The sequence below is a fragment of the Superficieibacter sp. 1612_C1 genome (assembly GCF_015234305.1).
In the GTDB taxonomy this organism is placed as follows: Bacteria; Pseudomonadota; Gammaproteobacteria; order Enterobacterales; family Enterobacteriaceae; genus Superficieibacter.
In genome coordinates this window covers 162,066-174,987 of the sequence record NZ_JADGMI010000002.1, presented here as the reverse complement: position 1 = coordinate 174,987, position 12,922 = coordinate 162,066, and the positions used below count along the sequence as shown (strand labels likewise).

Genomic DNA, 12,922 nt, shown 5'->3' with positions numbered 1-12,922 from the left:
TTCTAACACCTTGCCACCACGGCAAACATTTACACCTTAAGAGTATTTGCCGATTACGTTGAGTGCAAGTGCGCTCGCGGATTTCACCGCATAAAGATGAACTAAATCGTGCCTTTTGCTGTTTTTTCGAACATTTCTCATCTGGTCATTGTCACTCAACCGGATAATATAGGCGCGTTACTCATCTGGCAGCAGTAAAAGGAGCTTTGCCCGAACATGACGTCCTCCTCTTCAACCTCCTCACGAAGCGGCATTTTTTACTTTTCTCAGGGATGGAAATTGATCGCGCTTCCAGGTATCCGGCGTTTCGTTTTTATGCCGCTACTCATTAACGTTCTGCTGATGGGCGGGGCGTTCTGGTGGTTATTTACCCGCCTCGATCGCTGGATCCCTGCCCTGCTGAGCTATGTGCCCGGCTGGCTACAGTGGCTCAGCTATATTTTATGGCCGCTGGCGGTGATCTCCATCCTGTTGGTCTTCGGTTATCTTTTCTCAACGATTGCTAACTGGATTGCCGCGCCGTTTAACGGCCTGCTGGCAGAACAGCTTGAGGCTCGCTTAACCGGGGCAACGCCACCTGATAGCGGCATCCTCGGGATTATGAAAGATCTGCCACGGGTCATGAAACGTGAGTGGCAGAAACTGGCCTGGTATCTGCCCCGAGCCGTAATCTTACTGATTCTCTATTTTATTCCTGGCATCGGGCAGACCGTAGCCCCCGTGCTCTGGTTCTTGTTCAGCGCCTGGATGATGGCAATTCAGTACTGTGATTATCCTTTCGATAACCATAAAGTACCGTTTCGCACCATGCGCGAGGCGCTGCAAAAACGCAGGATGACCAATATGCAGTTCGGAATGGTGGTTAACCTCTTCACTATGATCCCGTTCGTCAATCTGATTATCATGCCCGTGGCGATATGCGGGGCAACGTCGATGTGGGTAGACCAGTACCGTCAGGATCATGCTTTATGGCGATAAGCACAGCGGCTGGATAATTCCGCGTCTTATTCCATACTGGACACCATTATTTCCCGGTAGCATATAGATATGCGAAATCCTTACTTCCGCATATTGTCTGAGCAGGTATGCTGGTGCCGTCATCCCAAATTTCAAACAGTTAAGGACAGGCCATGAGTAAGATTTTTGAAGATAACTCGCTGACTATCGGTCATACGCCACTGGTTCGACTGAACCGTATCGGTAACGGACGCATTCTGGCGAAGGTAGAATCACGTAACCCGAGCTTCAGCGTAAAATGCCGCATCGGTGCCAATATGATTTGGGATGCCGAAAAACGTGGCGTATTAAAAGCGGGTATCGAACTGGTCGAGCCGACCAGCGGTAATACCGGGATCGCGCTGGCCTATGTCGCTGCCGCGCGTGGCTATAAACTCACGCTGACCATGCCGGAAACCATGAGCGTTGAGCGCCGCAAGCTGCTTAAAGCGCTGGGCGCGAATCTGGTACTGACCGAAGGCGCAAAAGGCATGAAAGGTGCCATCCAGAAAGCGGAAGAAATTGTCGCCAGCGATCCGTCTAAATATCTGCTGCTTCAGCAGTTCAGCAACCCGGCTAACCCGGAAATTCACGAAAAAACCACCGGCCCGGAAATCTGGGAAGATACCGACGGTCAGGTTGATGTTTTCATCTCTGGCGTCGGTACCGGCGGTACGCTGACGGGCGTAAGCCGTTACATTAAAAATACCAAAGGTAAAAGCGATCTGATCACCGTGGCGGTTGAGCCAACCGATTCACCGGTCATCGCGCAGGCGCTGGCTGGAGAAGAACTGAAACCGGGCCCGCATAAAATTCAGGGTATCGGTGCAGGTTTCATCCCGGGCAACCTGGATCTTAAACTGGTCGATAAAGTGGTCGCCATTACCAATGAAGAGGCGATTTCTACGGCACGTAAGCTGATGGAAGAAGAAGGCATTCTCGCCGGCATCTCTTCTGGTGCAGCCGTGGCGGCAGCCCTGAAATTGCAGGAAGATGAAACCTTTACCAATAAGAATATTGTGGTTATCCTACCCTCTTCGGGTGAGCGTTACCTGAGCACCGCACTGTTTGCCGATCTGTTCACAGAGAAAGAGTTGCAACAGTAGTGCCAGGTTGTAAAGAATGCGTAAAAAAGCACCCTCCCGGGTGCTTTTTTTGTGGCGTACTTCAAATTTTTGCCCCCACGGGCATTGCTTCACCCCGCCAGGTCTGGTATTTAACCAGCAGAATTATTTTGATCCGCGAAATTATTCAAAAGTGGCTTTTCCGCAGGCTGAATCGATTTTATGATTTGGTTCAAATCTTGCTTTCGCGGCATAATGTTTAATGACGCGCTAAACGTCTACGGCCAGTAGTTCCTGTCCCGGATTACGTTTACAGGTAACTGTGTCGTAACCGTTAACGCAGGCGCTTATTGATCCAGGCTAAAGTTTGACCGACAGGCTAAACTTTAGATCCACAACACTAAACCTATAAGTTGGGGAAATATAATGTTCCAGCAAGAAGTTACTATTACCGCTCCGAACGGTCTTCACACCCGCCCTGCTGCTCAGTTTGTGAAAGAAGCGAAAGGTTTTACTTCCGAAATTACTGTGACATCTAACGGCAAAAGCGCCAGCGCAAAAAGCCTGTTCAAACTGCAAACTCTGGGTCTGACTCAGGGTACCGTAGTCACCCTGTCCGCTGAAGGTGAAGACGAGCAAAAAGCAGTTGAGCATCTGGTTAAACTGATGGCTGAACTCGAGTAAGTTCACGGGTTCTTTTCAATATCAGTCACAAGTAAGGTAGGGTTATGATTTCAGGCATTTTAGCATCCCCGGGTATCGCTTTTGGCAACGCGCTGTTGCTCAAAGAAGATGAGATTGTCATCGACCGGAAAAAGGTTTCTGCCGACAAAGTCGATCAGGAAGTTGAACGTTTTCTGAGCGGTCGCGCCAAAGCGTCTGCCCAGCTGGAAGCCATTAAAACCAAAGCTGGCGAAACTTTCGGCGAAGAAAAAGAAGCCATCTTTGAAGGGCATATCATGCTGCTCGAAGATGAGGAGCTGGAGCAGGAAATCATAGCCCTGATTAAAGATAAATACATGACTGCGGACGCCGCAGCGCATGAAGTTATCGAAGGGCAGGCAACTGCTTTAGAAGAGCTGGATGATGAATACCTGAAAGAACGTGCGGCTGACGTACGTGATATCGGTAAGCGTTTAATGCGCAACATTCTGGGCATGCCAATTATCGACCTGGGTTCTATTCAGGACGAAGTCATTCTTGTTGCTGCCGACCTCACCCCGTCAGAAACTGCACAGCTGAACCTGCAAAAGGTGCTGGGCTTTATTACTGATGTTGGTGGCCGTACTTCCCACACGTCTATCATGGCGCGTTCCCTTGAACTGCCGGCCATCGTGGGCACCGGTAGCGTAACGGCTCAGGTGAAAAACGGCGATTATCTGATTCTGGATGCCGTAAACAATAAAGTTTACGTCAACCCAACTAATGAAGAAATTGAGCAACTGCGTGCCGTTCAGGAGCAGGTTGCCAGCGAAAAAGCTGAACTGGCTAAACTGAAAGATCTGCCGGCTATCACCCTTGACGGTCATCAGGTTGAAGTGTGTGCCAACATCGGTACCGTGCGTGATGTAGACGGTGCTGAGCGTAATGGCGCTGAAGGCGTGGGCCTGTATCGTACCGAGTTCCTGTTTATGGATCGCGATGCCCTGCCGACCGAAGAAGAACAGTTCTCTGCCTATAAAGCGGTTGCTGAAGCCTGTGGTTCTCAGGCGGTAATCGTGCGTACCATGGATATCGGCGGCGATAAAGAGCTGCCATACATGAACTTCCCGAAAGAAGAAAACCCGTTCCTCGGCTGGCGTGCCGTACGTATCGCAATGGATCGCAAAGAGATCCTGCGCGATCAGGTGCGTGCGATCCTGCGCGCTTCTGCTTTCGGTAAACTGCGCATTATGTTCCCGATGATCATCTCTGTAGAAGAAGTCCGCGCGCTGCGCAAAGAGATCGAAATCTACAAACAGGAACTGCGTGACGAAGGTAAAGCCTTTGACGAGTCAATCGAGATTGGCGTAATGGTGGAAACACCGGCTGCGGCAACTATCGCACGTCATCTGGCAAAAGAAGTCGATTTCTTCAGTATTGGTACCAATGATTTAACCCAGTACACCCTGGCGGTTGACCGTGGTAATGATATGATTTCACATCTCTACCAGCCAATGTCACCGTCCGTACTGACGCTTATTAAGCAGGTTATTGACGCTTCTCATGCAGAAGGTAAATGGACAGGCATGTGTGGTGAGCTTGCAGGCGACGAACGTGCTACACTTCTGTTGTTAGGGATGGGTCTGGATGAGTTCTCAATGAGCTCCATTTCTATCCCGCGCATTAAGAAAATTATTCGTAACACGAATTTCGAAGATGCGAAGGTATTAGCAGAGCAGGCTCTTGCTCAACCGACAACGGACGAGTTAATGACGCTGGTTAACAAGTTCATTGAAGAAAAAACAATCTGCTAATCCACGAGATGCGGCCCAATTTACTGCTTAGGAGAAGATCATGGGTTTGTTTGATAAATTGAAATCTCTGGTTTCTGATGATAAGAAAGACACCGGAACTATTGAGATTATTGCTCCGCTGTCTGGCGAAATCGTGAATATCGAAGACGTGCCGGACGTTGTTTTTGCTGAAAAAATCGTTGGTGATGGCATTGCTATCAAACCAACCGGTAACAAAATGGTTGCACCGGTTGATGGTACCATCGGCAAAATCTTTGAAACCAACCATGCGTTCTCTATCGAATCTGACAGCGGCATTGAGCTGTTCGTACACTTCGGTATCGACACCGTTGAACTGAAAGGCGAAGGCTTTAAGCGTATCGCGGAAGAAGGTCAGCGCGTTAAAGTTGGCGATCCGGTTATTGAATTCGATCTGGCACTGCTGGAAGAGAAAGCCAAGTCTACCCTGACGCCGGTTGTTATCTCCAACATGGACGAAATCAAAGAGCTGATCAAACTGTCCGGCAGCGTGACCGTTGGTGAAACTCCGGTTATCCGCATCAAGAAGTGATTCTTGCCGCAGTGAAAAATGGCACCCTCGGGTGCCATTTTTTTATGCTTTGCGCTCTGTCGGAGGGAGAATTAATTCGTCACAACCGCATTGCTGTGTCCAGGTCATGACCTCCAGCACTCGCTCTGCGGCATGCTGCGTCGCAAGGGTCAGCGGAACACCCTTAACGATACCGCTAATCAGTTCGGCACAGAACAGATCGCCCGTCCCTTTAAGATCGGTTTTCACCCGAGGATGCTCAATCACATCAACACCCTCCGCCGTCACTACCGCCACATTGATGGTATCGCCGGTTTCACCTGGCGCACTGGTGATCACAATCCACTTCAGCGTGTCCGAAAGCAGCGATGTCGCCGCAGCTACCGCCTCTTGCAGCGTGCCGCACGGTTTTCCACTCAGCATTTCCAGTTCAAACACATTTGGCGTCAGCCCTTCTGCCAGCGGCAGCAGGTGGTGGCGATAAGCTTCTGGAATTTCCGCTTTTACGTACATTCCGCTATCGGTATCGCCGATCACCGGGTCGACCAGAATCGCGACCTCCGGATGGCTTAGCCGCACCGTTTTCAACCACTCCGCCAGTAGCGCAATTTGCTCCGCGCTGCCCATATAACCAGTCGTTACGGCTTTCAGCTCGCGTAGCGCATCGCGCTCGCTCAACGCCTGTAGATAACCACGGAACCAGTCGGCGGGAATAATCCCCCCATAATACGTTTCGTAATGCGGCGTGTTGCTGAACAGCACCGTTGGCACCGCCGTCACCCGTAAACCGTTCGCTTTGATAGCAGGTACAGCGATGCTATTACCAACGCTGCCGTACACTACCTGTGACTGAACGGCGACAATATCGGTCTGCAACGCCCGATGTTTGTCGTCAAAAAGCACTGACTGTATATCACTATCCTGGCCCACACACTTCTCCTGTCGCTGGCTCGCGGGTTAACGCCTCGCTACTAGATTATTTTCATCGTTGTATGAATGACGGTTTTCGGCTTCACCGTCTTCTGATATCAGAGGAGAGCGCTAGCCCGCCCCTGACGGGTAAGAATTTTGCGCGTTTATGAAAAAGTTAGCAAATGTCTTGTCCGCCACCGGACGCCAGACGTGCAACTTCTAACGTCGCCAGCGGTCTGACAAACGGTAACTGATTAAGTGAAAAGGATTATTCAATGAAGAAAACGATTTGTGCCGTTGTTGCCCTGCTGATGGCGCTTCCTGCGTTTGCCAAACTTAATGCCCACGAAGAAGCGCGTATCAATGCCATGCTCAATGCGCTGGCGCAAAAGCAGGATCTGACCTTTGTTCGTAACGGCGATGCGCATAACTGCGAGGAAGCGGTTTCCCATCTGCGCGTAAAACTGGGCAACACCCGTAATCGCATTGATACCGCCGAACAATTTATCGATAAGGTTGCCTCATCATCATCGATTACCGGGAAGCCTTACATTGTGAAAATCCCCGGTAAAAGCGATGAAAACGCGCAGCCGTATTTGCATGCGCTGATTGCAGAAACCGATAAGACCTTGTAACCGTAGCGCCAGGTGACCACGTCGCGGACCGATTAAATCCCCGCCCCCTGGCTGAAGTGCTCTTCGCCAAATACGCCGGTGGAGAGATAGCGGTCGCCGCGATCGCAGATAATCGCCACCACCACCGCGCCGGGCGTGGAGCGCGCCACGCGCAGCGCGCCCGCTACCGCGCCGCCGGAACTGACGCCGCAGAAAATACCTTCGCGCACCGCCAGTTCGCGCATGGTGTTTTCAGCGTCCTGCTGATGAATATCCAGCACCTCGTCTACCAGCGAAGCGTTATAAATCCCCGGCATATACTCCGCAGGCCAGCGGCGAATGCCCGGAATGCTACTCCCCTCTTCCGGTTGCAGGCCAACAATGGTCACCGGTTTTGCCTGCTCACGCAGAAAACGCGACACGCCGGTAATGGTGCCAGTGGTGCCCATGCTGGAGACAAAATGGGTGAGGCGGCCTGACGTCTGCCGCCAGATTTCCGGGCCGGTGGTGGTGTAATGCGCGTAGGGATTGTCCGGGTTGTTGAACTGATCCAACAATTTGCCTTCGCCATTTTCAGACATTGCCAGCGCTAAATCCCGCGCGCCCTCCATGCCCTGCTCTTTACTGACCAGCACCAGCTCCGCGCCGTAGGCACGCATCGCGGCGCGGCGCTCCTGGCTCATGTTATCCGGCATCAGCAGCTTCATACGGTAGCTTTTCAGCGCGGCGATCATCGCCAGCGCGATGCCGGTATTGCCGCTGGTGGCTTCGATAAGCACGTCGCCCGGCCTGATATCGCCGCGCTTTTCCGCCTCGACAATCATCGACAGCGCCGCCCGGTCTTTCACCGATCCCGCCGGGTTATTGCCTTCCAGCTTGACCCAAATTTCACTGCCGTTGTCCGGCCCCAGACGTTGTAATTTGACCAGCGGCGTATTGCCGATAGTGTGTTCTAATGTATTCACGTTTTCTGCCCAGGAAAAAGCCGGGTGGCGCTACGCTCACCCGGCCTACAAAATTATGACATATGCTGTAGGCCCGGTAAGCGAAGCGCCACCGGGCGATAAACCTGCAAATTAACCTATCAGGCGGATTCCGCCAGCGCAAGCTTCTGCCGGGATTCTATACGTTCATTGCCGTTATACAACCGGGCATTCTGTAGGCCGACAAACAATCTTTCTCCGCGAACCGGCGCGTTTTCATCCTGCATGACTACCGTCAGCGGTTCGTTATACCACCCCAGCGGCTGCACGACTAATTGGGTGTAGTGGCCTTTTGGACTGGCTTCCAGTACCTGAACCGGCAGCGGCGCATCCAGACTGGTGCGACGGCTAATATCCACTTCCCACGGGCGCAGGAACAGTTCTACCGGCCCCTGAAAGGCAGGCGTATAGCCCAGCGGCCAGCGGTGCGCGCCGACGTGGAACTGTCCGCCGCGGATCGTACCTTTTAGCCGGTTGACCTCGCCCATAAACTCCAGCACGAAGCGGGTGGCGGGTTCACGCCAGACCTGATCCGGGACGTCCACCTGCTCGATATTTCCCTGACTCATGACCACCACGCGGTCGGCGACTTCCATCGCCTCTTCCTGATCGTGGGTCACAAACACGCTGGTAAACTTCAGCTCTTCATGCAGCTGACGCAGCCAGCGTCGCAGCTCTTTACGCACCTGCGCGTCCAGCGCGCCGAACGGTTCATCCAGCAGCAAGATTTGCGGCTCCACGGCCAGCGCACGTGCCAGCGCCACCCGCTGCTTCTGCCCGCCGGACAGCTGCGCCGGGTAACGTTCAGCAAGATGCGCAAGCTGAACCATCTCCAGCAGACGGGTTACTTTGGCTTTGATGGTCGCGGCGTTCGGTCGTTCGCGACGCGGCAGGACGGTCAGGCCGAACGCAATATTGTCGAACACCGTCATATGGCGAAACAGCGCGTAGTGCTGAAAGACAAAACCCACTTTGCGATCGCGCGCGTGCAGGCGGCTGACGTCGGTGCCGTGAAAGCGAATATTGCCGCTGGTTTGATGCTCAAGCCCGGCAATAATGCGCAGCAGCGTCGTTTTACCGGAACCAGACGGCCCGAGCAGCGCCACCATTTGTCCGGAGGGGATATCCAGCGAGATATCATTCAGCACCTGGGTGCGACCAAAAGACTTCTTAATTCTGGCAATCTCAATGCTCATGATTTCCCTCCTGTTGCAGGCGGCGCTCCTGATTGCTCAACCGCCACTGCAACGCACTCTTTAAAAACAGGGTCAAAATCGCCATCAACGCCAGCAGGGCGGCGGCGGTAAACGAGCCGACGGTGTTATAGTCCTGCTCCAGCAGTTCAATTTGCAGCGGCAGCGACAGGGTTTCACCGCGAATAGAGCCGGATACCACCGACACCGCGCCGAACTCGCCAATGGCGCGGGCGTTGGTCAGCACCACGCCGTACAATAACGCCCAACGAATATTTGGCAGCGTGACGCGGCGGAACATCTTCCAGCCGGATGCGCCGAGTAAAATCGCCGCCTCATCTTCATGGCTGCCCTGGCTGAGCATCACCGGCACCAGCTCGCGCACCACAAATGGACAGGTCACAAAGATAGTCACCAGCACCATGCCCGGCCAGGCAAACATCACCTGTAGGTTATGCTCATCCAGCCAGCCGCCGAGCGGGCCGTTTGAACCGTAAAACAGCAGATAAATCAGCCCCGCCACCACCGGCGACACGGCAAAGGGAATATCCAGCAACGTCAGCAATAGCTGGCGGCCAGGAAAGTTAAAGCGCGTCACCAGCCAGGCCAGCAGCGTGCCGAACAGCAGGTTGACCGGTACGGTAATAAGAGCAATCAGCACCGTCAGCCAGATGGCGTGCAGCATGTCCGGATCGCTTAAGTTTTGCAGTACCGGCACCAGTCCTTTGCTGAAGGCCTGCACGAAGATATAAATCATCGGCACGACCAGAATGAACGCCGACAGCAGTACGCCCGCGCCGATCAGGAACCATTTCCCCCAGTTCACGCGGGGAGCGTCATAACGTTTCAATTGAGTCAATTCCGCCATTAATGACCTACCACGCGCCGACCAAAGCGACTTTGCAGCGTATTGATTGAGAAGAGCAGCAGCAGTGAGACCGCGAGGATCACCGAGGCGATGGCGCTGGCCGCCGGATAATCAAACTCCTGCAAGCGCACAAAAATCATCAGCGAGGTCACTTCCGTTTTCCAGGCGATATTACCGGCGATGAAAATCACCGCGCCGAATTCGCCGAGGCTACGGGTAAATGAGAGCGCCACGCCCGCCAGCAACGCCGGAGAAAGCTCGGGCAATACCACTTTACGAAAGCTTTGCAGCCGGGTCGCGCCAAGCGTTTCCGCCGCCTCTTCGTACTCCGGCCCGAGTTCTTCCAGCACCGGCTGAACGGTACGCACCACAAACGGGATGCTGGTAAAGGCCATCGCTACGGCAATCCCCAGCCAGGTATAGGTTACTTTGATATCAAACTTCGCCAGCCACTCGCCGTAAAAGCCGTTTACCGAGAACAGCGACGCCAGCGTCAGACCCGCCACCGCCGTTGGCAGCGCAAACGGCAGATCGATAAGCGCGTCCAGCAGCGTGCGTCCGGGGAAACGATAGCGGGTTAAGATCCACGCCATCAGCAGGCCGAACACGCCGTTGAATACCGAGGCCACAAACGCCGACAGCAGCGTCACTTTATAGGCGGCGACCACCTGCGGATTGGTGATCACCTCCCAGTATTGCGCCCAGCTCATCTGGGAAAGCTGCATGACCAGCGCGCTTAACGGCAGCAGCATGATCAGGCAGACGAACAGCAGGCTGGTGCCAAGACTTAAGGTGAAGCCCGGCAGCACGCGCCGGGAAGAGACAGCAAACATCACTTACGCCCCGCCGCCAGCAGCTTATCTAATTCGCCACCGCTGGCGAAGTGCGTTTTCATCACCTCAGGCCAGGAGCCGAAACGCTCTTCCACGCGGAACAGCTCGGTCTGCGGGAATTTGTCTTTCAGTTTATCCATCACCTGCGCGTCGTTTACGCGATAGTAGTAGTCGGTGATGATGGTCTGTGCCTGTGGACTATAGAGCCAGTTAAGGTACGCCTTCGCGGCTTTCTCGGTGCCGTTGGCTTTGACGTTTTTATCCACCCACGCCACCGGGAACTCCGCCAGAATGTTGACTTTCGGCACCACAACCTCGAAGCCCTGCGCTTCGTACTGTTTGCGGATGTTATTCACTTCCGACTCAAAGGTGATTAGCACGTCGCCCAACCCGCGCTCCACAAAGGTGGTGGTAGCCCCGCGGCCGCCGGTATCAAATACTTCGACGTTCTTCAGAAACTGGGTCATAAACTGCCCGGTTTTCGCTTTATCGCCACCGTCGGCTTTATCCGCCGCGCCCCACGCCGCCAGGTACGTATAGCGCGCGTTGCCGGAGGTTTTCGGGTTCGGGAAAATCAGTTTTACGTCAGAACGCACTAAGTCATTCCAGTCGTGAATATTTTTCGGGTTGCCCTTGCGCACCAGGAAGGCCATCGTCGAGTAGAACGGCGAGCTGTTATTCGGCAGGCGGCTCTGCCAGTCCGCCGGGATCAGCTTGCCTTTGTCATGCAGGATCTGCACGTCGGTGACCTGATTGTAGGTCACCACGTCGGCCTTCAGCCCCTGAAGGATCGCCAGCGCCTGTTTTGATGACCCGGCATGCGATTGTTTAATGGTCAGCTTATCGCCGCCGTTGTCTTTCGCCCACTGCTGTTCAAAAGGAGGATTGAGGGCGGCAAACAGCTCGCGGGAGACATCGTAAGAGCTGTTAAGCAGTTCGGTCGCCTGCGCCTGCGCGGCCAGCAGCAGTGACGCCGCCAGGACCAGATACCTTGTTTTCAGTGATTTAGCGGCCATTGCGCACCCTTATAAATTTGATGACTTTCTAATAGCCATAATATTTATAACGGACACCAAAGGAGTAACGGTTTTATATACCGTTTGGTGATTTGCCAGTCGAAAAGGGAATAAGAAATAGCGGGGCAGCATGACGCGCTGCCCCATTTGACTAGTGCTTCAGCGCGCCGTAGACGCCGTCGACAATCCAGCCGTAGGTGGCCGCCGGAAGCTGGCCGCTGACAAAGACGTTGGGATTCGCCTGCGGGTCCGCTACCGGCGAGTGGGGTTTGTTGCCGAGGATCACGATGGCCATATGGTTAACCGGATCGATAGCCGTCAGCGTACCCGTCCAGCCGGTATGACCGTAGGTCTGCGGGGTAGCCAGCACACCGAAGGTCGCAGTCATGGAGGCGTTAGCATTGACGCGCCAGCCCAGGCCAAACGTGGGATCGTCTTTTGAACTATGGGTAAACGCCTCGACGGTTTTCCGATCGAACAAGGTGACATTTTTATAGCTGCCGCCGTTGAGCATCAGCTGCATCAGGACGGCCATATCACCGGTGTTGGAGAACAGCCCGGCGTGGCCGGAGACGCCGCCCATCGCGTACCAGGCTTTTTCATCGTGCACTTCGCCCTCCAGGGTGGAGGTACGAATATGAGGAAAGTCGATAACGCCGTCGCGGGTATTGCCGTGCAGTTCCGTCGCGGCAATTTGCTGGCGCTGAAAGCCTTTTTGCAGCGGATTAAAGACCGTATGCGTCAGGCCCAGCGGGCGATAAATCCTCTCCTCGACGTATTTATCCAGCGGCATGCCGGTGACCGATTCGATGATAAAGCCGAGGATCATGTAATCGACATCGCTATAAACATGTCGGGTGCCGGGAGAATAATCCAGCGGCGTGCGTTTAATCATCTCAAGCGTGGTGGCTTTATCCTGCGAATATAACGCGCCCGCGACCTTTTTATTCGGGTATTGCGGATCGGCGGGGAAACCGGCGGTGTGATGTAAAATATCGACGATACGCAGCCGGTCCTTGCCTTTGATCTTATCCGTGGGCCGGTCGGCAAAACCGGGAAGGTATTTAGAGACGAGATCATCGACGCTGATTTTCCCTTCGTACACCAGCTTTTGCAGCGCGAAGTTGGTGGCATACATTTTCGTATTAGAGGCGAGATCGTACAGGGTCTCCGGCGTTGCCTTGACGGGCGCGGCCATTAACGCCGAGCCGTCGTATTTTTTCGCGTAGCCCCAGGCTTTCTGATAAACAATGTGATTATCCTTCAGAATAAGCAGGTTCATCCCCGGATAGCCCGCGTCAATCTGCTGCTGGATCCAGACATCCAGTTGATGCAGTTTCTGGCTATCAAAACCTGCTGACTCCGGGCTGGCATGGGTTAACGGCGGATAATCCGCCGCCTGAGCGGGAGCCCAGATGGCGAGCAACGCCGCCAGTAAAATAGTTGATTTCATGGCTA

Annotated in this window: 13 protein-coding genes; 6 read left to right on the top strand and 7 right to left on the bottom strand. The window is 53.9% G+C overall.

Features of this window, described 5'->3' with window-relative positions:
• The first annotated feature begins 216 nt into the window (after window positions 1–216).
• The 5 genes from cysZ (at window position 217) to crr (ending at window position 5,066) form a co-directional block, all read left to right on the top strand.
• Window positions 217–978: a sulfate transporter CysZ gene (gene cysZ / locus INT84_RS07080; RefSeq protein ID WP_194206239.1), complete on the top strand. Its 762-nt coding sequence runs from the start codon at window positions 217–219 to the stop codon at window positions 976–978.
• 152 nt (window positions 979–1,130) lie between these two features.
• Complete coding sequence (cysK, locus tag INT84_RS07075) at window positions 1,131–2,102, top strand: cysteine synthase A (protein ID WP_176920260.1); 972 nt, start codon at window positions 1,131–1,133, stop codon at window positions 2,100–2,102.
• A gap of 384 nt (window positions 2,103–2,486) precedes the next feature.
• The gene (gene ptsH, locus INT84_RS07070) at window positions 2,487–2,744 is read left to right on the top strand and encodes a phosphocarrier protein Hpr (RefSeq protein ID WP_002913505.1); all 258 of its coding nucleotides are present in this window, start codon (window positions 2,487–2,489) and stop codon (window positions 2,742–2,744) included.
• Window positions 2,745–2,788: 44 nt separating this feature from the next.
• A complete protein-coding gene (ptsI, locus tag INT84_RS07065) occupies window positions 2,789–4,516 on the top strand; it encodes a phosphoenolpyruvate-protein phosphotransferase PtsI (protein ID WP_194206238.1) in 1,728 nt (575 codons plus the stop codon).
• Window positions 4,517–4,556: 40 nt separating this feature from the next.
• A complete protein-coding gene (gene crr / locus INT84_RS07060) occupies window positions 4,557–5,066 on the top strand; it encodes a PTS glucose transporter subunit IIA (RefSeq protein WP_049841435.1) in 510 nt (169 codons plus the stop codon).
• A gap of 42 nt (window positions 5,067–5,108) precedes the next feature.
• Here the strand turns inward: crr and pdxK are convergent, their stop codons facing one another.
• Window positions 5,109–5,975, bottom strand: coding sequence for a pyridoxine/pyridoxal/pyridoxamine kinase (gene pdxK / locus INT84_RS07055; protein WP_194206237.1), 867 nt, complete (start codon window positions 5,973–5,975; stop codon window positions 5,109–5,111).
• A 257-nt stretch (window positions 5,976–6,232) separates the two neighbouring features.
• Here pdxK and INT84_RS07050 point away from each other — a divergent pair, with 257 nt between their 5' ends.
• Window positions 6,233–6,592: a YfeK family protein gene (locus tag INT84_RS07050; protein WP_194206236.1), complete on the top strand. Its 360-nt coding sequence runs from the start codon at window positions 6,233–6,235 to the stop codon at window positions 6,590–6,592.
• Between the two features lie 32 nt (window positions 6,593–6,624).
• Here INT84_RS07050 and cysM read toward each other — a convergent pair whose 3' ends face one another.
• The 6 genes from cysM to pbp4b form a co-directional block, all read right to left on the bottom strand.
• On the bottom strand, window positions 6,625–7,536 hold the full coding sequence (gene cysM / locus INT84_RS07045; RefSeq protein ID WP_194206235.1) for a cysteine synthase CysM: 912 nt from the start codon (window positions 7,534–7,536) through the stop codon (window positions 6,625–6,627).
• A 119-nt stretch (window positions 7,537–7,655) separates the two neighbouring features.
• Window positions 7,656–8,750 carry a sulfate/thiosulfate ABC transporter ATP-binding protein CysA gene (gene cysA, locus INT84_RS07040; RefSeq protein ID WP_176918577.1) on the bottom strand — a complete coding sequence of 365 codons (1,095 nt, stop codon included), beginning with the start codon at window positions 8,748–8,750 and terminating at the stop codon, window positions 7,656–7,658.
• Window positions 8,740–9,615, bottom strand: coding sequence for a sulfate/thiosulfate ABC transporter permease CysW (gene cysW, locus INT84_RS07035; protein WP_176918578.1), 876 nt, complete (start codon window positions 9,613–9,615; stop codon window positions 8,740–8,742). The genes cysA and cysW overlap by 11 nt, the downstream gene beginning before the upstream one ends.
• Entirely contained in the window at window positions 9,615–10,448 is an 834-nt protein-coding gene (gene cysT, locus INT84_RS07030) for a sulfate/thiosulfate ABC transporter permease CysT (protein WP_194206819.1), read from the bottom strand. Before cysT ends, cysW begins: the two co-directional genes overlap by 1 nt.
• Window positions 10,448–11,464: a sulfate ABC transporter substrate-binding protein gene (locus INT84_RS07025; RefSeq protein WP_194206234.1), complete on the bottom strand. Its 1,017-nt coding sequence runs from the start codon at window positions 11,462–11,464 to the stop codon at window positions 10,448–10,450. Before INT84_RS07025 ends, cysT begins: the two co-directional genes overlap by 1 nt.
• Window positions 11,465–11,615: 151 nt before the next feature.
• Entirely contained in the window at window positions 11,616–12,917 is a 1,302-nt protein-coding gene (gene pbp4b / locus INT84_RS07020) for a penicillin binding protein PBP4B (RefSeq protein ID WP_194206233.1), read from the bottom strand.
• Window positions 12,918–12,922 lie beyond the last annotated feature (5 nt).

Excerpts from the sequence above, each read along its gene's own strand:
- cysZ (WP_194206239.1), top strand. The coding sequence starts at position 217 with ATGACGTCCTCCTCTTCAACCTCCTCACGAAGCGGCATTTTTTACTTT.
- cysK (WP_176920260.1), top strand. The coding sequence starts at position 1,131 with ATGAGTAAGATTTTTGAAGATAACTCGCTGACTATCGGTCATACGCCA.
- ptsH (WP_002913505.1), top strand. The coding sequence starts at position 2,487 with ATGTTCCAGCAAGAAGTTACTATTACCGCTCCGAACGGTCTTCACACC.
- ptsI (WP_194206238.1), top strand. The coding sequence starts at position 2,789 with ATGATTTCAGGCATTTTAGCATCCCCGGGTATCGCTTTTGGCAACGCG.
- crr (WP_049841435.1), top strand. The coding sequence starts at position 4,557 with ATGGGTTTGTTTGATAAATTGAAATCTCTGGTTTCTGATGATAAGAAA.
- INT84_RS07050 (WP_194206236.1), top strand. The coding sequence starts at position 6,233 with ATGAAGAAAACGATTTGTGCCGTTGTTGCCCTGCTGATGGCGCTTCCT.
- cysA (WP_176918577.1), bottom strand. The coding sequence starts at position 8,750 with ATGAGCATTGAGATTGCCAGAATTAAGAAGTCTTTTGGTCGCACCCAG.
- cysW (WP_176918578.1), bottom strand. The coding sequence starts at position 9,615 with ATGGCGGAATTGACTCAATTGAAACGTTATGACGCTCCCCGCGTGAAC.
- cysT (WP_194206819.1), bottom strand. The coding sequence starts at position 10,448 with ATGTTTGCTGTCTCTTCCCGGCGCGTGCTGCCGGGCTTCACCTTAAGT.
- INT84_RS07025 (WP_194206234.1), bottom strand. The coding sequence starts at position 11,464 with ATGGCCGCTAAATCACTGAAAACAAGGTATCTGGTCCTGGCGGCGTCA.
- pbp4b (WP_194206233.1), bottom strand. The coding sequence starts at position 12,917 with ATGAAATCAACTATTTTACTGGCGGCGTTGCTCGCCATCTGGGCTCCC.